Origin of the sequence: Orlajensenia leifsoniae, from assembly GCF_004570845.1 — a bacterium.
In the GTDB taxonomy this organism is placed as follows: Bacteria; Actinomycetota; Actinomycetes; order Actinomycetales; family Microbacteriaceae; genus Orlajensenia; species Orlajensenia leifsoniae.
This window is the reverse complement of sequence record NZ_SPQZ01000001.1, coordinates 233,921-252,407: the sequence shown is the minus strand read 5'-3', so window position 1 is coordinate 252,407 and position 18,487 is coordinate 233,921. Positions and strand designations below refer to the sequence as shown.

18 protein-coding genes are annotated in these 18,487 nt (G+C 67.2%); 12 read left to right on the top strand and 6 right to left on the bottom strand.

Going from position 1 to position 18,487, the window contains the following annotated elements:
- The first annotated feature begins 24 nt into the window (after positions 1 to 24).
- The 4 genes from E4M00_RS01260 (at position 25) to E4M00_RS01245 (ending at position 5,859) form a co-directional block, all read left to right on the top strand.
- The gene (locus tag E4M00_RS01260) at positions 25 to 1,368 is read left to right on the top strand and encodes an MFS transporter (protein ID WP_135118760.1); all 1,344 of its coding nucleotides are present in this window, start codon (positions 25 to 27) and stop codon (positions 1,366 to 1,368) included.
- A gap of 62 nt (positions 1,369 to 1,430) precedes the next feature.
- The gene (locus E4M00_RS01255) at positions 1,431 to 3,512 is read left to right on the top strand and encodes a hypothetical protein (RefSeq protein ID WP_135118759.1); all 2,082 of its coding nucleotides are present in this window, start codon (positions 1,431 to 1,433) and stop codon (positions 3,510 to 3,512) included.
- Positions 3,503 to 4,759, top strand: coding sequence for a glycoside hydrolase family 1 protein (locus tag E4M00_RS01250; protein WP_135118758.1), 1,257 nt, complete (start codon positions 3,503 to 3,505; stop codon positions 4,757 to 4,759). The genes E4M00_RS01255 and E4M00_RS01250 overlap by 10 nt, the downstream gene beginning before the upstream one ends.
- Positions 4,756 to 5,859: a family 43 glycosylhydrolase gene (locus tag E4M00_RS01245; protein WP_135118757.1), complete on the top strand. Its 1,104-nt coding sequence runs from the start codon at positions 4,756 to 4,758 to the stop codon at positions 5,857 to 5,859. Before E4M00_RS01250 ends, E4M00_RS01245 begins: the two co-directional genes overlap by 4 nt.
- An 18-nt stretch (positions 5,860 to 5,877) precedes the next feature.
- Here E4M00_RS01245 and E4M00_RS01240 read toward each other — a convergent pair whose 3' ends face one another.
- Together E4M00_RS01240 and E4M00_RS01235 are read right to left on the bottom strand one after the other, a co-directional pair.
- Entirely contained in the window at positions 5,878 to 6,774 is an 897-nt protein-coding gene (locus E4M00_RS01240; protein ID WP_135118756.1) for an ADP-dependent NAD(P)H-hydrate dehydratase, read from the bottom strand.
- On the bottom strand, positions 6,758 to 7,507 hold the full coding sequence (locus tag E4M00_RS01235) for a histidine phosphatase family protein (RefSeq protein WP_135118755.1): 750 nt from the start codon (positions 7,505 to 7,507) through the stop codon (positions 6,758 to 6,760). The genes E4M00_RS01240 and E4M00_RS01235 overlap by 17 nt, the downstream gene beginning before the upstream one ends.
- A 205-nt stretch (positions 7,508 to 7,712) precedes the next feature.
- Here E4M00_RS01235 and E4M00_RS01230 point away from each other — a divergent pair, with 205 nt between their 5' ends.
- Positions 7,713 to 8,060 (top strand): hypothetical protein, encoded by a 348-nt coding sequence (locus E4M00_RS01230; protein ID WP_135118754.1) that lies wholly within the window; start codon positions 7,713 to 7,715, stop codon positions 8,058 to 8,060.
- Positions 8,061 to 8,069: 9 nt separating this feature from the next.
- Here E4M00_RS01230 and E4M00_RS01225 read toward each other — a convergent pair whose 3' ends face one another.
- Complete coding sequence (locus E4M00_RS01225) at positions 8,070 to 8,390, bottom strand: DUF7882 family protein (RefSeq protein WP_135118753.1); 321 nt, start codon at positions 8,388 to 8,390, stop codon at positions 8,070 to 8,072.
- A 304-nt stretch (positions 8,391 to 8,694) separates the two neighbouring features.
- Between E4M00_RS01225 and E4M00_RS01220 the strand changes: the two genes are divergently transcribed.
- Positions 8,695 to 9,393 carry a 4a-hydroxytetrahydrobiopterin dehydratase gene (locus tag E4M00_RS01220; protein WP_135118752.1) on the top strand — a complete coding sequence of 233 codons (699 nt, stop codon included), beginning with the start codon at positions 8,695 to 8,697 and terminating at the stop codon, positions 9,391 to 9,393.
- Here E4M00_RS01220 and arfB read toward each other — a convergent pair.
- The 3 genes from arfB to E4M00_RS01205 all read right to left on the bottom strand — a co-directional run bounded on the left by arfB (position 9,384) and on the right by E4M00_RS01205 (position 11,605).
- Positions 9,384 to 9,821, bottom strand: a complete 438-nt coding sequence (gene arfB, locus E4M00_RS01215; RefSeq protein WP_135118751.1) for an alternative ribosome rescue aminoacyl-tRNA hydrolase ArfB — start codon at positions 9,819 to 9,821, stop codon at positions 9,384 to 9,386. The two genes, E4M00_RS01220 and arfB, sit on opposite strands and share 10 nt — an antisense overlap.
- Before the next feature lie 99 nt (positions 9,822 to 9,920).
- On the bottom strand, positions 9,921 to 10,487 hold the full coding sequence (locus tag E4M00_RS01210) for a GrpB family protein (RefSeq protein WP_135118750.1): 567 nt from the start codon (positions 10,485 to 10,487) through the stop codon (positions 9,921 to 9,923).
- 98 nt (positions 10,488 to 10,585) lie between these two features.
- Entirely contained in the window at positions 10,586 to 11,605 is a 1,020-nt protein-coding gene (locus E4M00_RS01205) for a VOC family protein (RefSeq protein ID WP_135118749.1), read from the bottom strand.
- 261 nt (positions 11,606 to 11,866) lie between these two features.
- On the opposite strand from E4M00_RS01205, the gene E4M00_RS01200 reads away from it, so the two are divergent.
- The 6 genes from E4M00_RS01200 to E4M00_RS01175 all read left to right on the top strand — a co-directional run bounded on the left by E4M00_RS01200 (position 11,867) and on the right by E4M00_RS01175 (position 18,443).
- Positions 11,867 to 12,895, top strand: coding sequence for a fumarylacetoacetate hydrolase family protein (locus E4M00_RS01200; protein WP_135118748.1), 1,029 nt, complete (start codon positions 11,867 to 11,869; stop codon positions 12,893 to 12,895).
- Positions 12,892 to 13,899 (top strand): cyclase family protein, encoded by a 1,008-nt coding sequence (locus tag E4M00_RS01195; protein ID WP_135118747.1) that lies wholly within the window; start codon positions 12,892 to 12,894, stop codon positions 13,897 to 13,899. Before E4M00_RS01200 ends, E4M00_RS01195 begins: the two co-directional genes overlap by 4 nt.
- A gap of 51 nt (positions 13,900 to 13,950) precedes the next feature.
- The gene (locus E4M00_RS01190) at positions 13,951 to 15,084 is read left to right on the top strand and encodes an FAD-dependent monooxygenase (protein WP_135118746.1); all 1,134 of its coding nucleotides are present in this window, start codon (positions 13,951 to 13,953) and stop codon (positions 15,082 to 15,084) included.
- Entirely contained in the window at positions 15,081 to 16,163 is a 1,083-nt protein-coding gene (locus E4M00_RS01185; RefSeq protein WP_135118745.1) for an amidohydrolase family protein, read from the top strand. The genes E4M00_RS01190 and E4M00_RS01185 overlap by 4 nt, the downstream gene beginning before the upstream one ends.
- Positions 16,160 to 17,134: a fumarylacetoacetate hydrolase family protein gene (locus tag E4M00_RS01180; RefSeq protein ID WP_135118744.1), complete on the top strand. Its 975-nt coding sequence runs from the start codon at positions 16,160 to 16,162 to the stop codon at positions 17,132 to 17,134. The genes E4M00_RS01185 and E4M00_RS01180 overlap by 4 nt, the downstream gene beginning before the upstream one ends.
- Before the next feature lie 67 nt (positions 17,135 to 17,201).
- Complete coding sequence (locus tag E4M00_RS01175) at positions 17,202 to 18,443, top strand: MFS transporter (protein ID WP_135118743.1); 1,242 nt, start codon at positions 17,202 to 17,204, stop codon at positions 18,441 to 18,443.
- The last annotated feature ends 44 nt before the right edge of the window (positions 18,444 to 18,487 follow it).

The following is an 18,487-nucleotide window of genomic DNA, read 5'->3' as shown; positions in this document are numbered from 1 at the left end:
GCAACACTGACAAAGGAGCCCACGATGAATACCACCGACGACCAGCCGCCCGTACCCTCGAACGGTGCCTTCCCCCTAGGGAGCGCGACCGCTGCCGAGGACACCGAGCAACTCGCCGCCGCACTCGGCGGGGATGCCGATCGCCCCAAGGTCAGCGCCACCTTCATCACGCTTCTCGCGCTCGGCCTGTTCGGCACGTACCTCGCCTTCGTCACGCCGATCGCGATCTCCCTCGCCATCCGCGTCAACGCCCTCGCCCCTGACAACGACGAATATCTCGGTCTCGTTCTCGGATTCGGCTCACTGGCTGCGCTTCTGACCAGCCCTCTGGCCGGTCAGCTCTCCGACCGCACTCGCTCGCGCTGGGGTCGCCGCCGCCCGTGGCTTATCGGCGGCATCCTCGCAGGCCTCATCGGCCTCGCCATCATGGCCGCCTCGCCGGCGGTGCTCGGCCTCGGCATCGGCTGGGTCATCGCCCAGATCGGCCTCAACTCGACGGTGAACACCTTCGGCACCATCCAGGCCGACAAGCTTCCGGAGAACCAGCGCGGCAAGGTCGGAGCCATCACCGGCTTCGCCACCATGGTCGCCCCCGTCGTCGGTGCCGTCTTCGGTGGCACCGTCGCGAACCAGCCCTTCCTCCTCTTCCTCATCCCCGGCGCCATCGGACTGGTGGTCGTGCTGATCTTCGCCGCGTACTACAAGGACGCCGACAGCCGGAACATCACATTCGACTCGCCGTTGACCGCCAAGGTTCTCATCTCGAAGTACGTCTTCAACCCGAAGCGGTACCCGGACTTCGCTTGGAACTGGCTCGGTCGCTTCCTGTTCTTCTTCGGCCTCACGCTGAACACCAGCTACACGGCGTTCTTCTTCGCAGAGCGCCTGAACATCCCCGTCGACGAGATCGGCGGGACCGTGGCGACGGTCGGCGGAATCGGCATCCTCGGCACCATCGCCGGCGTGTTCCTCGGTGGGTTCCTCTCCGACAAGCTGCGTCGCCGTAAGGCGTTCGTGCTCGGCTCCGGCATCCTGTTCGGTATCGGCGCCATCGTTATGGTGATGGCTCCCGACCTCACGCTGCTCCTCGTCGGATCGCTGCTGTGCAACATCAGCATCGGCGTCTTCTCAGCGGTCGACCAGGCGCTGTACCTCGACGTGCTGCCCGAGCGGGACACCGAGGCAGGCCGCTTCGTGAACATCATCCAGCTCGCGAATGTGCTCGCGCAGGCGATCGCCCCGTTCGTGGCTGCGGCAGCTCTCGCGCTGATCACGACCGGTGATCGCTACGCATACATCTATGCGGCGGCAGCAGTGTTCACCGTCGCCGGTGGCCTTGTCGTCTTGAAGGTCAAGGCCGTTCGCTGACCACTGTTGCGGCCGGGCTCGTCCATGGCCCGGCCGCAACCACCCCTCCGAGAAAGGCCGACATGTCCGGCGACTCCCGCCCGATCGACCGCCACGCCCTCGTGCGACGTCACAACGTGACGCTCACGGTTCCCCATCCCGAGTCCGTGCTCACCGTCGGCAACGGCGACTTCGCCTACACCGCCGACATCACCGGGATGCAGACCTTCACGGCTTTCCACGACCAGACCGCTGCGATCATGCAGGGTCGAGCCGCGATCAACACCTCGACGATGAGCACGTGGGGCTGGCACGAGATGCCGAACCCGGAAGGCTACGTGCTCGAGGACGCGATGTCGGATCACAGCACCAGCCGCGGAATCGTGCGGTATCCCGATCGCCACGACATGGAAGGCTCCATGCGCGGTCAGGTCAGCGATGAGAACCGTCCGGGCGCCTGGCTCAACGCCAATCCCCAGCGACTCGATCTCGGCCGAATCGGCTTCTCGTTCCACGCCACGAACGGCGAGACCGTCGACGTCAGCCCTGAAGAGCTCGGCGACACGGTCCAGGAACTCGACCTGTGGTCCGGGACGATCACCACCCGATTCCGCTATGACGACGAGTCTGTGCAGGTGTCGACTGTGGCAGCCCCCGATGACTCGATCGTCGCATTCCGCGTCCAGTCCCCGCTACTCAGCAGCGGCCGCCTGCGGATCTCGCTGCGGTTCCCCGGCGCGCATCCCGGCTTCTTCCAGACGTCGGACTGGCAGAACCCCGACCGCCACACCTCGAGTCTCGCTACCGAGGGGTCTTCGGCCACCATCTCGCGCAAGCTCGACGCGACCGCCTACCTCGTGGCCGTCGAAGCCAGCAGTGGGTCGATCAGCCAGACCGCGACTCATGAGTTCGAGGTATCCACGGAGGCCGAGTCCCTCGACTTGGTCGTCCGCTTTGCCCAGAACGATGGGGGAGCGCTCCCGTCCTTCGACGCCCTCGCTCAGGCAGCAGCCACGTCGTGGGAGCGCTTCTGGCTCTCCGGGGCGGCGATCGACTTTCGTGACACGGCAGATGGGCGGGCACGCGAACTCGAACGCCGGGTGGTGCTCTCCCAGTACCTCACGGCAGTGAACTCGGCCGGGGTGATGCCACCAGCTGAAACCGGGCTGACCACGAACTCCTGGTCGGGCAAGGCCCACCTCGAGATGCACTTCTGGCATGCTGCCCATTTCGCGACCTGGGGCCGACCGGAACTCCTCGAGCGCAGCCTCGGTTGGTATCGCTCGATCCTTCCGCGAGCTCGAGCCACTGCGGAAGGCCAGGGATACCCGGGAGCACGGTGGCCCAAGCAGGTCGGTCCGGATGGCCGCGAGAGCCCCGATCCGATCGGCTCGTTCCTCGTCTGGCAGCAGCCGCACGTGCTGTACCTACTGGAGCTGACCTGGCGCGCATCCACTCCCGAGAAGCGCAACGCGCTGGTTCTCGAGTTCGCCGAACTGGTGGCGGAGACCGCGACGTTCATGGCCGCGTTCACGGCCGAACGCGACGGCGAGTACCATCTGTCGCCGCCGATCATGCCGGCACAGGAGTTCTATGACGTGACGACAACCGAGGACCCCACCTACGAGCTCGCCTATTGGTGGTGGGGACTCGAGATCGCGCAGCTCTGGAGAGCGCGCGCCGGGCTTGTGCGCGAACCCGACTGGTCGACTGTGCAGGACGGGCTCGCCCGACCGCACATCGAGGACGGCCACTACACGGCGATCGCAACCGAACCGTTCCTGCGACGCGACGACCACCCCGCGCTCCTCGCCGCGCTCGGCGTCCTCCCGCCCACTCCCATCATCGATCCCGCGACGATGAAGACGACTCTCCTCGACGTACTCGGGAACTGGGAGTGGCCGTCAGCATGGGGCTGGGACTTCCCCGTCTTGGCCATGACGGCATCCCGGCTCGGTCGACCCGACATCGCCATCGACGCTCTGTTGCGGGATGAGATCAAGAACCATTTCAGCCCCGTTGGCCATAACCCGCAGATGGGCTCCATCCTCCCCATCTACCTCCCCGGCAACGGCTCACTGCTCGCTGCCGTCTCGCTGCTCGCCACCACCGGCTTCCCCGATTCCTGGGACGTCGCGACCGAAGGATTCGTACCATGGCCGTGAACGCCGACATCGTCTTTCCCGCCGGTTTCCTGTGGGGAGCATCATGCGCGCCGCACCAGAACGAGGGCAACAACCTCAACAGCGACATGTGGGCCTTGGAGCAGCTGCCCGGCTCGTCGTTCGTAGAGCGCAGCGGTGACTCCGTCGACTTCTACCACCGGTGGAAAGAGGACATCGACCTGCTGAAGTCGCTCGGCCTGAACTCCTTCCGCTTCGGGATCGAGTGGGCGCGTGTGGAGCCTGTTCGAGGCGATTTCTCGGCTGCCGAGCTCGCCCACTATCGGCGGATCATCGACTATTGCCTCGCGCAGGGCGTCGAGCCCGTCGTGACCCTCCACCACTTCTCGAGCCCACTGTGGTTCGTCCAATCGGGAGGGTGGGGATCATCTGAGGTGGTCGACCGCTTCGGCGACTACGTCGCCGCGGTCTGCCCGATCCTCGACGGCGTCACCTGGGTGGCGACGATCAACGAGCCGAACATGTTCGCTGTCATGTACCAGATGTCGATTCCGCTGCAGTACCCGGACCCCGCGGCGGTGCTCGCCCGCACGGGGGCGGCACGTTCGGCGGTCGATGGTGAAGCCGGTCTCAACGCGTTCTCCATGCCCGAACCGAAGGACGAAGCCGCGCAGACCATGCTCCGCGCGCACGCCCGAGCTCGCGAGATCCTGCGGGCGAGAACGTCAGCCAAGGTCGGATGGACCATCGCCATCCAGAGTCTCGTGGCGCGCGAGGGGTACGAAGACCGGCTCGACCACTACCAGCGCGTCTGGGAGGACACCTATCTCGAGGCTTCGCGCGATGACGACTGGGTGGGCGTGCAGTCCTACACGAGCCAGCTCGTCGGACCGGATGGCCTGGAAGGCGCACCCGCGGGTGCCGAACTCACCCAGACTGCGTGGGCGTACCGGCCTGACGCTCTCGAGATCGCTCTCCGCCGCGCGTGGGATGTCACCGGAGGCACACCCATGATCGTGACGGAGAACGGTATCGCCACAAGTGACGACCGACGGCGCATCGACTACACCACCGGCGCTCTCAACGGCATCGCGCGGACCCTGGCAGACGGACTCGATGTGCGCGGATACCTGCACTGGACATTCATCGACAATTTCGAATGGGTGCACGGATACGCCATCACGTTCGGCCTCGTCGCTGTGGATCGCACCTCGTTCGAACGAACGCCCAAGGGCAGCGCAAGATGGCTCGGCCGTGTCGCAGAGACGAATGGAGCACACCTGTCATGACCAACGATGCGATCCGGCCCGGCCAGCCATGGCTCGACACGAATGGCGAACGGATCCAGGCCCATGGCGGCTCCCTGTACTTCGAGAACGACACCTTCTACTGGTACGGCGAGAACAAGGAGCACACGACCCCGGGCAGCGGCAACTGGCATTGGGGCGTGCGCGCATACTCCTCGACCGACCTCTACAACTGGGACGATCTCGGCCTGATCATCCCGCCCGTGCTCGACGACCAGTCATCTCCTCTGCACCCCGCGCAGAAGATGGACCGCCCGCACATCATCTTCAACGAGCGGACCGGCAAGTACGTCTGCTGGCTCAAGGTCATGGGGGACGGTGCCCATGACACACAGGCGTCGACCGTGCTCACCTCGGACTCCCTCCTCGGTCCCTACGAGATCGTCCGAGCCGGCCTGACCCCGCTGGGCATGAGCGCCGGCGACTTCGACCTGGTCGTCGATCCCGGGACCAGGAAGGCCTACTACTTCTTCGAGAAGGTGCACACCGACCTCGTCGTCGCTGAACTGACAGACGACTACACGGATGTCACCGGCGAGCACTCTCTCCACTTCCCGCACCCGAGCCCACCATTCACCCGTGAGGCTCCCGCACATTTCGAGCGCGACGGCGTGCACTACCTTGTCACGTCGGGGTCGACCGGATACTTCCCGAACTTCTCGGAGGTCGCTTCGGCTCCCGACTATCACGGGCCATGGACTGTGCTCGGCGACCCGCATCCGGACGACCCAAGCCGTACGTCCTTCCGGTCGCAGATCAGCTGCGTGTTCAAGCATCCGCTCAAGAAAGACCTCTATATCGCCCTCGCGGATCGGTGGCTCCCGCAGTTGCCCGAGAACATGCCCAACGTCTACGACGTGGTTGCGGCCATGGCCCAAGGGGAAGCCGTTCCCTCGAGTGCGCCGCAGACCGACACAGGTGACAGCCGCGCAGCAATGACGGCCGGCCTGGGCGAGAACACGGCGATCGCCGACTATGTCTGGCTGCCCATCCGCTTCGACGGATCGCACCCCATCATCGACTGGCGCGACGAATGGAGCGTCGACGAGTTCGAGGACGTAGACGGCTGGCTCAGCGCCTGAGCCATTGCTGGTGAAGCGTCACGATGCGCCCGTCCGGCTGACGACTCGGTCCAGGGAGATCGGAAGCTGCTCGGAGATCTGACGTGCGAGGAATCCGATGGCACCGACCTGCTCCACCAGGGCGTCACCGGCCGCAGTCTGCAGGAAGGTGCCCCAGACGGCCGCCTGGGCACCGTCGCCGGTTCGCGCGGCGAGTCCGACGACGGCTCCAGCCAGAACGTCGCCGCTACCGGATGTCGCAAGACCCGGGTTGTCAGAACGGATGCTCCACGTCTGACCGGAGGGCGAACCCACGATGCCGTAGCAGCTGACGACGGCGTCGTAGGTGGCGGCGATGCGGGCCACGTCCCTCGGGCCCGCATCCTCGTCGCTGGCGCCGCTGTCGTCGTCATCGCTGTCGAGCAGTAACGCGGCCTCCTCCCGGTTCGGGGTGAGCACCAGCGGGTTCGCCGACTTCCGAATGTCGTCTGCGAGCTCGGGCAGCACGCCCAAGGCGAAGGCATCCAGGACGACCACGGTCGCGGGTTCCAGCACGGGGAGCACTGCGCGGAGTAGCCGGATCGTGGTGCCGGCATCGGTGAGGCCGGGGCCGATCAGCACCGCGTCGGAACTCGACAGGTCGTCGATCGCCTCGGGGGTCAGGTCGTCGTCGAACGGGAACACCCCGCCCTCGGGAACGGCGACGGCGAGTGGAACCGCCACTGCCCGTGGCACGTGCAATGAGAGCCTCCCTGCCCCGACACGCAGAGCCGACAGGCCAGCCAGCGAGACGGCACCCGGCGCCCGTTCCGAGCCGCCGACCACGGCGATCCGCCCGCGGCTGTGCTTGGAGTCGCCCGGCTCTGGTAGTGGCCAGCGCCGAAGGACCTCGGCGGTGACCTCCCCGTCGCCCGTTGCGTCAGGCTGGTCGGACATCGTCGTCCCCGGGGTGCACGGTGACCGGTGCCCCGCCGTGCTCTAGGTGGTCCACGTTCGAGAAGTCCACGAGATCCCATCGATCTTCCGTGGACGGACGTGCCAGGTGCGTCACCGACGCATTGGCCACGGTGTGGCTCTGGGCGAACTCCAACAACTCGGCCTCCGAGAGGTCGAGGCAGATGTAGAGGAAGAGCATGACGACGGCGTCGTGTGCGACGACGAGGGCCGAGCTCGAATGGACGTGCTCGCTCGGCAGCGCATCCGCGACGAAGGAACGCAGCCTCAGCACGACGTCGGCCCAGGACTCGCCACCTGGTGGCCGGTGGTAGAACTTGCCGAGGTGCTGACGACGTGCCACCTCGTCGGGATGCAGGTTGCGCACACCGGTGGTCGTGAGCAGATCGAGGATGCCGAGCTCGCGGTCGCGCAGGCGTTCGTCGACGGCGATCCGGATGTCGGATCGGTCCTGGCCGAGTGCCGCATCGAGGGTCTGGCGAGCCCGGACGTAGGGCGAGCACCAGACCGAGCCGAGCGAACTGCGCCTATCCGCCAGCCAGGGCTGCAGAGCCTCGGCCTGTTCGTGTCCGGTGCGTGAGAGCGGGACATCCGCATCCCGGATGTCCAACGTAATGACGTCGGCGCCGTCGACTTCAGCGGCCGATGCCGCGATGTTCCCGATGCTCTCGCCGTGCCGGACGAGCCACAGCTCGGTCCAGGGACCATTCGCCACGAGCACCCCTCTTCCGGAATTGTCTGATGGATCTCACGCTAGATCGAAGCCGGAGGGCCTTCGAGGGGTTGACTTCCCTGGTCGGACGTCGATCATCCACGTCGCACATCGAGTCTGTACTCTGCTGTCTGTCCGGCGTGCAGCGCATGGACATGCGCTGGACGACAGGCCTGCTGCATCCGCAGCCGGAGAGAAGGGCAGGATCGTGTCTGTGAAACTGAACGACGCCGCATTGACCCACGCGCGCTCCCTCGTGCGCGACGGTCAGGCGACCCACGATGAACGCGACGACTGGAGCGAGCATGCTCCATCGGCCGCCGAGGAGAACGCCTTCATCGACAAGCACGGCTGGGGCGAGTACTCGAAGTGGCACCTCGGAATCGACACCGAGCAGAGCGCGGAGACCAAGGGGCGCTACAGCTTCCCGTACGGTGACTTCCGTCGCGTGCACCGCTGTGCAGTCATCTCGCTCGAATCGCGGGCCGGCCAGTACGACCATGACGAGATCGAGACCGCCGCGAAGAATCTGCTCGGGCTCATCGACGGCAACTGACTCCACCGATCACGTGAGGCCGAGAACTGACGCGGATTCACTCTCGGGCATGATCACCATGCCGCCCTCATTGAAGGCACTGGCATCCAGCGTCCGGAGCCAATCGCGGTTGAGTTCGATGGGCCGCGACCCCGCGAAGTGGAACTGCAGGGGTATGGACGGGGACAGCCAGATGCTCACGCGACCCGATCCCAGACTCTGCGGGACCGACCAGGTGAGGTAGAACGACTCCTGGCGACGCAACCGGATGCCCACGGCGATCTTGACATGGCTCATGGTGCGATCGTCCATGTCGTAGGCGGTGCCAGCCCCATAGATCAGCTGTCCCATGGCCCAATTATTTCACTCGTCCACAGCCTTGAAACCACCCCAAAGGGCTCTTGACCTAGCGCGGGCGAGGACGTATTCGGGTTTGAACCGAGTCGAGATCGCGGATGCGCCGACGCGCGAAAGTGGCTGGGGTCAAGCCCTCTCCGCAAGTGGGTCCAGTCAGGTCAGGCCGCGGGCTCTGATTCTCCTTGATGACGCGCTCGGCATCGGATTTACTGGGTGGCACGTGCACCGCGGCACAGCCAGCGACGTCGAGTGACGAGCTCGAGGGCCGGTGCAGATTCGCAGGGAGGTTCTTTCGAGAATGGACATGCTGACGGGCGAGGAGATCGCCGAGGCCAAGCTGACCGACTGGCGCAAGTTGGCCCAAGGGCTGCATGCCCGCTACCTGGTCGGCGACTTCGGCACTGGAGCACGGTTCGTCACCGCGGTGGGGGAGGCGGGCGACGAGTTCGGACACCACCCGAGCGCGATGATCGGCCTTGGGCACGTCGACCTCAAGCTGGTCAGCCCCGACGCCATCTACCGCGACGACGATGGAACCGAATACGTCGTCGAGTGGGTGACCCAGCAGGATGTCGATCTCGCGCGACGGATCACCGAGATCGCCGCCGAACACAGGGTCGCCCCCGACCCGAGCTCGGTCAGCGTCATCGAACTCGGCCTCGACACGGGGCGTTCCGCGACCATCGCCCCAGTGTGGGCGGCCCTGCTCACCGGGAACGCCGACGCCCAGGGCCACGGGTCGCCCAGCGACGAGATCCGGGACGCCACGGGCCGCGTGCCGAACCTCTGGTTCGGTGACGCCGACGAGGAGGAGACCTCGAACCAGCGGTTCCACCTCGAGGTCTATGTGGCGGCAGAGGTGGCCGAGCAGCGGATCGCAGCCGCCGTCGCGGCGGGCGGGACCGTGGTCGATGACAGCGACGCGCCCTCGCTCACCGTCATCGCAGACCAGGACGGCAACACGGGCGTCATCTGCGTCGCCAGCGGTCAGTCCTGAGGTGGGCGACGCATCCGCTTGACGTCGGTGCGCCGCTTCTTCGCCGACAGGCGTCTCTCCTTGGCGCCGCGACTCGGCTTCGTCGGCCGTCGCGACGGTGACGGCGGCTGCAGTGCCTCAACCACGACGGCGACCAGCCGATCGCGCGCAGCATTCCTGTTGCGCAGCTGTTCGCGGTGTTCGGATGCACTGATCGTCAGTACGCCGTCGACGACGCGACTGCTCAGCCGGTCGAGGAGACGTTCTCGTTGTGCCGGAGACAGTGCGGCCGATCCGGCCACGTCCCAGACGAGTTCCGCTCGGGAATCGGTGGTGTTCACGCCTTGCCCGCCGGGACCGGATGACCGGGAGAACCGCCAGGACAGCTCGGACTCGGGGATCGTGAGACCCGAGTCGACCTGAAGGCCGGGACGGTGGGCAGCGGGCATGGGTCCATCATCCTCCCGCTGTCGGCGTGCTGTTCGCCGGCGTGGTCCACGTCGTCACGGTCGGAGTCTGCATCGGAGCATCCGTCCCCTGAATCGGCGTCAGGATCCGCGAGCCGCCCTGGCGCGGGCCTTGATCGCGAGGATGACGTCGGTCTTCGCGTCGGCGTAGTCGTTCATGTCGTCCCACCGCTTGCTGAGCAGGCTCCTCTTGGTGCTCTCGTAGAGGGTCCGATCGTTCGCGTCCGCACGCAGGTGGTCGCGGAGGAGGAGGTACGCGTCGATGGCCGGATCATCTCGTTCGTAGAGGTGCACGTGCACGTCGCGCGCCGGGGTGCGCACGAGACGGTGCCGCGGTTCGCGGACCCGGAGCTCGTAGCCGGTCGCCAGGAGCGCATCGAGGTAGTCCTCCTCGGCGGTGATGTCGTCGACCGCCACGACGATGTCGATGATGGGCTTCGCGGCCAGCCCGGGCACGGCCGTGGAACCGATGTGTTCGATCGCGACGTCGGATCCGGCGAGGGCATCCGTGATCCGTCGGCGGTGCTCGAGGTACATCTCAGGCCATCGCTCGTCGTAGTCGTTCAGGTCGACCGTGAGTGCCTCGGCACCGCCCACCAGTTCGAGTGTGGTGACGTCGGGTCGGCGCGGTATGCGATTGCTGCTCACGGGAACATCATCGCAGCGCGGCCAGGTCGTCGACGATGCGGGAAGGGCGGGGAGGGTGTCGCCCTTCCCGCCCTTCCCGCACCTCGCACGTCGGAGAGCTACCCGCGGCCCTGCTTCGCGTACGGGTTGATGATGTCGGCGAGGGTGTCGGGGTGCACGCCCTCCTCGGTCGCGCTCGGGCCGTCCGCGGGCGGGAACGATTCGGTCATCGACATCGGCATCGAGCCGTTGCGGTAGAAGTTGTTCGACCCCTGCGAGGGCTTCCAGTCGTAGGGCTCCCAGTCGGGCACGTAGTTGCGGTAGCCACCCGTGTTGACCTCGACGCGCATACCGCTCGGGTCGCGGAAGTAGAGGAAGCTCTGCTCTCCGATGCCGTGGATCGACGGTCCGTACTCCATGTCGGTGCCGTTCTCCATGAGAACGTCGGCGGCCTGCAGGAGCTCCTCGCGGGTGTCGACCCAGTACGCGTAGTGGTTCACGCGGCCGGCGCGGCTGGATCCGTCGTAGACGATTCCGAGATCGTGCGACTTCTCGTTGGTCGTGATGACGCCGAAGACCGTGAGCGGCGCTTCGTCGAGTTCGGTGAACGCCATGGCTCGGAAGCCGAGCACGTCGCCGTACCACTGCGCGAAACCCTTGACGTCGCTCGATGCGACGGTCACATGGTCGAGCTGGCGCGGTGCGACCGCATGCCGGCTGCGACGCTCGGGGCGATCGGGATAGACCGACGCGAACTCGCCCTCGCCCTTGTACTTCTCGACGTCCCAGTACAGCTCCATGGTGTGTCCGTACGGGCCCGTGAACGTGTACGAGCGGCCGTGCCCGAAGCTCTTCTCGGTCCAGGTGCCGGCATGTCCCGCCGCCTCGATGCGCCGCACGGCCTCATCGAGGGCGTCGTCGCTCGAGGTGCGCCAGGCCATGACGGCCAGGGTCGTCTCCGGCCCCTCCGAGATCACGAGGCTGTGCGTGTAGTAGTCGCCCCACGCGCGGAGGTAGTGCTTTCCGTCCTCAGTGTGGATCGTGCGCAGCCCGACCTGCTCTTCGTAGAAGGCGACGGATGCCGCGACGTCGGGTGTCGTGATCTCCACATGGGAGAGGTGGGAGAGGAGTTTGATCATCGTTGATCCTTCGATTCAGGGATGTCGCCAGACGGTCGACTGTCTGCCCCTCAACACTCGCGACCGCCCGAACATCAGGGAAGCTGAATCCACTGATGTCTGCCATCAGTCTGACTGATGACATGGACGCGTCAGGTGATGGCATCCGGACATCGATAGGAGTGATGCAGCGCATCAGTCATATGCGCTTCACTGATGGATCGATCGCCGATTGGATGGCCTCACGGCCGCAACGCTGCGCCGCCGTGATCGGAGATCCACGTGACATCGTCGTCCACAGGGCTGACCGCCCCCTTCGCCCTCGCCCGCTTCACCGCGGACGGACTCGCCGGCTCCGCCGGCCTTCCCGCTGAAACCGGCGGGCGGCCCTCACTCGGCCTCGTCGTCGGATCGCGCATCCGTCCGCTGACCGAGAGGGAACTCGGTGCGCCAGACCTCAACTCCTTCCTCGCGCAGGGTCCGGAGGCGTGGACCCGCCTCGCCTCGCTCGCTGACGAGCAGCAGGGCGACGGGGCAGGCTGGCTCGATCTCGACGACGTCACCCTGACCGCTCCGGTCGAACCGCGGCAGGTGCTGCAGACCGGTGCCAACTACCGCACCCATGTCATCGACCTCGTGGTTGCCGGGCGGCAGAAGACCGACCCTCGCCCGGTCGAGGAGCTGCGGGAGTGGGCGGCGGAGATGATGGACACCCGAGCGCGCGAGGGCATCCCGTACTTCTTCATCGGCCTCCCGGCGTGCGTGGTCGGTGACGACGTCGAGCTCGTGCTTCCCGCATACAGCGACCAGCACGACTGGGAACTGGAACTGACCGTCGTGATCGGGAAGCCCGCTTTCCAGATCGACCGCGAGCACGCGATGGAGCATGTCGCCGGATTCACCATCGCGAACGACATCACGACCCGCGACCTGGTGTTCCGCCAGGACATGAAGGAGATCGGTACCGACTGGTATCGCGCCAAGAATGCGCCCGGGTTCCTTCCCGTCGGTCCCTTCCTGGTTCCGGCTTCGGCGGTCGCCGATCCCGGAGCTCTGCACCTCCGCCTCGACCTGAACGGGGACACCATGCAGGATGCGACGACGAGCGACCTGCTGTTCGACATCCCCGCGTTGATCGCCGGCGCCTCCCAGAACATGCCGCTCCTGCCGGGTGATCTTCTGCTCACCGGCAGTCCCGCGGGAAACGGTGCGAAGTGGGGCCGGCTGCTCCGCGATGGCGACGTCATGGTCGCCAGCATCGAGGGCCTCGGCACCCAGACCGTGCGCTGCGTCTCGGAGCAGAACCGATGAACGCGCCGACGGAGGACCCGACGCAGCTGGATCGCGCCGGCGCACCGGCCGCGGTCATCGCGTCAGCGGAGGCGTACCGCAACTGGGGTCGCTGGGGGCAGGACGACGTGCTCGGCACCGTCAACTTCATCGACGATGCCAAGCGGGCAGAAGCCGCCGCCCTGGTGAAGCGGGGCGTGAGCTTCTCGCTGTCGCAGCCATTCGACATGAACGGTCCCCAGCTCGGCTGGCGCCGGCGCACGAACCCCGTGCACACGATGCTCGACACGGGAACCGACGCGGAAGCCGGCAAGCAGGGTTTCCCTCACGGCATCGGCGGCGCCGACGACGTGGTCGCGATGCCGCTCCAGTGCTCGACTCAGTGGGACGGGCTCGGCCACATCTTCGACAGGGGCTTCGCCTGGAACGGCCGTCGCGCCGGAGACGTCGTCACGAGCGACGGCGACCTCGTCACCGGCATCGAACACATGGCCGCCTCGTTGGTGGGACGCGGCGTGCTTCTCGACCTCGGGCGCTTCCTTCGCCCAGGCACCTCCGTCGGCGACGGCGAACTGCCCGACGGTTACGCGATCACGACGCAGGAGATCGAGGCGTGCATCGCCGCGCAGGGCGAGACCAGCAGGGTCGGCCGCGGCGACATCGTGCTCGTGCGCACGGGCCGCTACTCGCGGGCCCGACGCGAGGGATGGAACGGCTATGCGGGTGGGCCATCCGCGGGGCTGTCCTTCACGACGGCCGGATGGCTGCACCGAACCGAGATCGCCGCCATTGCGACCGACACGTGGGGGTTCGAGGTGCGTCCGAACGAGTTCGACGACGCCTTCCAGCCCCTGCACCAGGTCGCCATCCCGAACATGGGGCTCACCATCGGCGAGATGTGGGACCTCGACGCCCTCGCGGAGGACAGCGCCGCATCCGGGAACTACGAGTTCCTGCTCGCGGCACCCCCGATCCCCATCACCGGAGCAGTCGGTTCCCCTGTGAACCCGATCGCCCTCCGCTAGATCCAGCTCAGCTCAGCTCAGCTCAGCCCAGACCAGAAAGCACAGAACATCATGAGCGCAGTTTCACGCGTGGCCATCGTCGGGGGCGGCGCTGCCGGCACGGCGGCGGCCATCCTTCTCGCAAAAGGAGGCGTCACTGTCGACGTCTTCGAGGCGAAGCCCGACATCTCGGCCCTCGGCTCCGGTATCACCCTGCAGGGGAACGCCCTGCGGGTCTTCGCCCAGCTGGGGATCTGGGAGCAGGTGCAGGAGGCCGGCTACGGCTTCGACGTGCTCGGCCTGCGCACGCCAGGCCCTGAGGCCCGAATCCTGGCCGAGATTCCCGATCAGCGCACCGGAGGCCCGGAGTTCCCGGCGACTGTCGGCATGTACCGACCTGACCTGGCGCGCATCCTCGTCGACCGCGCGACCGAGGTCGGGGCGTCCGTTCACTTCGGTACGACCGTCACCGGAATCGCCAGCGACGATGACGGAGTCGACCTGACCCTCTCGGATGGGTCCTCCGGTCGCTACGACCTCGTGATCGGGGCCGACGGCCTGCACTCCCGCGTGCGCGAACTCATCGGAATCGACGTCGGGCCGCAGCGCACCGGCATGGGAATCTGGCGCGCCTTCGTGAATCGGCCCGCATCCGTCACCCATACGGAGCTCTACTACGGCGGGCCCTGCTTCATCGCCGGGTACTGCCCGACCGGCGATGACACGATGTACGCCTACCTCGTGGAGAAGGCGGAGGATCGCTCGGCCGTCACCGACGAGCAGGCCGTCGAGATCATGCGGGACCTGTCGATGGCCTACCACGGCCCGTGGGACGACTTCCGCGCAGACCTCTCGACGGCGTCGCGGGTCAACTACACCTGGTTCACGCAGCACGTCGTTCCCGACGCCTGGAACCGCGGTCGTGTCGTCATCATCGGCGAGGCTGCCCACAGCGGACCGCCGACCCTGGCGCAGGGCGCGGCCCAGGCCGTGGAGGATGCGTCTGTCCTCGCCGAGCTGCTGCTCGCGGCGGACGACGTCGATCAGCACCTCTGGGACGCCTTCCACGCGCGACGTCTCCCGCGAGCGCGTGAGGTCGTCGAGGCATCCGTTCAACTCGGCACCTGGCTGATCGAGGAGAGACGGGACGCCGACATCCCGGGCCTGATGGGCCGCATCGGTGCACTCGTGAGCGAGCCGGCATGATCGAGTCGATCCCCGCAGCGGCTGCGGACGCCCCTGTCGTCGATGTGCACGCCCACGTGCTCCTCCCGCAGCTGCAGGGCGCCATGCAGGAGCGCGATCCGGCCGGGTTCGGTGCAGCGGGCGAGCTCGAGGCGCGGCGCAATGGTGCCGAGAGCCTGGCCGCGTCGGGAGCGATGATCCGCGACAGGTTCGCGCGCCTCACCCAGCTGCCGCTTCGACTCGAGGACATGGAGGCGCAGGGCGTCGACGTGCAGCTCGTCTCGCCATCCCCGTCGCACTACTACCCCTGGGCTTCGCCGACGGATGCCGCCTGGGTCGCACGCGAAGCGAACGGGCTCACCGCCGAACTCGTGGCGAGCGCCCCTGATCGCCTCGTCGGGCTCGGACTCGTTCCGCTGCAGCATCCGGACCTCGTCGTCGCCGCCCTCGACGACGCGATGATCGAACGAGGCCTCGCGGGCGTCGAGATCTCATCGAGCGCCGGCGACGTCGAGCTCTCCGATGTTCGGCTCGAGCCGTTCTGGCGGCGCGCCGCCGAACTCGGCGCCGTGGTCTTTCTGCATCCGTTCGGCTGCACCCTCGACGAACGCCTCGACAGGTTCTACCTGTCGAACACCGTCGGGCAGCCAGCCGAGAACGCCGTCGCCCTGTCGCACCTGATCTTCTCGGGCGTGCTCGACCGCCACCCGGGGCTGCGCATCGTCGCCTCCCACGGCGGCGGCTACCTGCCCGGATACATCGGTCGCTCCGATCACGCCTGGACGGTGCGCCCCGAGGCGCACGGATGCCGGGAGAAGCCGTCGAGCTATCTGCGCCGGCTCTGGTTCGACTCGCTCGTCCACGACCCGGCCGTGCTGCGGGCCCTCGTCGACGCCGTCGGCCACGAGCGCGTGCTCCTCGGCAGCGACTATCCGTTCGACATGGGCGTCGACGATCCGGTGGAGCGCGTGCAGGCAGCTGATCTGAGCGACGATGCCGAGCAGGCGATCCTGTCGGGCAACGCGGCTCGACTCCTCCCGGCGCTCGCCGGAATGGCGCGGACAGCGGGGCATCGCCGAGCAGCGGGGATCCCGCGATGAGGATCGCACGATGGGTGCAGCAGGGCCTCGTGTCCGACGGATTCGTGGTCGATGACCACGTCGTCGCGTTCCCCGGCGGCGTGACCGTGGCCGACGTTCTCGCGGGTGGACTGGCCGCTGCGCTCGAGCTCGGGGCATCCGCTCACGCCGCCGACGGCATCCCGCTCACCGAGGTCTCGCTCCTGGCGCCGCTGGTGCCGGCGAGCATCCGGGACTTCGTCGCCTTCGAGGAGCATGTGGAGGGCGTCACCGCCTCGATCGACGGCGTCAGGGAGGTGGTGCCGGAGTGGTACGAGTACCCGACGTTCTACTTCACCAATCCGCACACCGTGCTCGCCACGGACGACGTGGTCAGCCCACCCGTCACCGAGCGCCTCGACTTCGAACTCGAGGTCGGCGCCGTGATCGGGGGAGTGCCCGGCAGGGACGGTGCGAATCTGACGGCTGCGGATGCCGCGGAGCACATCTTCGGCTATCTCGTCTTCAACGACTGGTCTGCCCGTGACGTGCAGGGCCGGGAGATGAAGGTGCGTCTCGGCCCGTGCAAGGGCAAGGACTTCGGAACCACCCTCGGTCCCTGGATCGTGACGGCCGATGAGTTCGCCTCCCTGCACGACGACGAGGGCTTCCTGCCTCTCGGCATGGACGTGGCCGTCAACGGAGAGCCGGTCGGTCGGGACCTGCTCTCGAACATGGGCTGGCCGTTCGCCGAACTCGTCGCGTACGCCTCCCGCAACAGCCGCGTCGTGCCGGGAGATGTTCTCGGCTCCGGCACCGCGGGACACGGCGGATGCCTCGCCGAACTGTGGGGCAGACGCGGCGAACTCTCGCCTCCTCCTCTCGCGACGGGCGACGAAGTCGTCATGCGCGTCGAGGGCATCGGCGAGATCCGGAACGTCGTGGGACCGACCGCATCCGTGCCCCCGATCCCACCAGCCAGAATCCGGCCCCGCCTGCGCGAGCGACCGTGATCCAGACCCCGATCGGCACCCCGTCCGGTCGGCCCCTGCACCATCCATCACGAACCCAGGAGATTCAATGACGAACTCATCCATCGGGCGCCCCGCCGCCGTCAGGCACGCGGGCGTCTGGCAGGCGGTACTCCTCCTCGCCGGCAGCTGCATGCCCGTGCTCGGCGCGGTGCTGCTCACGCCCATCCTCCCTCAGCTCTCCGAGGTCTTCGGAGCCGAGCCCGGGTCGGCGATCCTCGTTCCGATGATCGTCGCGATCCCGGCACTCATGATCGCCATCTTCGCGCCGTTCGCCGGCCAGATCGTCGATCGACTCGGGCGGAAGAAACTGCTCATCGTCGCGATGATCGCGTATGCGTTCGTCGGCACGGCCCCGGCCTACCTCGAGTCGCTCAACCTCATCCTCGCGACGCGAGTCGGCGTCGGCATCACCGAAGCCGCGATCATGACGGCCTGCACCACCTTGATCGTCGACTACTTCCACGAGGAGAAGCGACGCAACAAGTACCTCGGGCTGCAGACCGTCGTCACGACGCTCGCCGCGACGGTGTTCATCATCCTGGGTGGCGCGCTCGGCGTCGGCGGGTGGCACACGCCGTTCTGGATCTACGCCCTGAGCCTGGTGATCGCGATCCCGATGATCTTCGGCCTCTGGGAGCCGAGCCGCGCGGACACGACCGACGCCCATGCCGCAGAGGCCAAGGTTCCCGTGCCGTGGCGTCGGCTCCGTCTGCCGCTCGTTGTCGCCTTGTTCGGTGGTTTCTCCTTCTACGTCATGCTGATCGAGACGAGCTACCTCCTGGTGGCGAACGGCGTCGACGCGACGAACACCGCGATCATCGGAGCTGTGGCCGCCGCGGCCTCCCTGGTGACCGCGGCCGGTGCGTTGACCTTCCCGAAGCTCGCCGCGCGCGGGCCGAGGTTCCTGCTTCCCCTCGCCTTCGGACTGCAGGCCCTGGGAATGCTGATCATCTGGATCATCGGTGGCGTGCCGGGGGTCGTGATCGGCGCTGTGGTCGCCGGGTTCGGCTCAGGACTGCTGCTGCCTTCCATGCTGACGTGGGCGCTGTCGACGATCAAGTTCGAGGAACGAGGGCGCTCGACGGGCTGGTGGCAGTCCGCGTTCTTCCTCGGTCAGTTCCTCACGCCGATCCTGATCGGCGCGATCGTCGCGGCGGTCGGTGGACTGCCGTTGGCCGTCGGCATCGTGGGGATCGCGTGTGCCGTGGTGGCGCTCGCCCTCGGTCTCGGGCTTCGGCGCGCGGCCGACTCGCCTGCCGAGCCGCAGCTCGCCTCCGCTCGACCGTAGGGACCGCTCGACCGGGACAGGGACCGGGACCGGGGCCGGGGCGA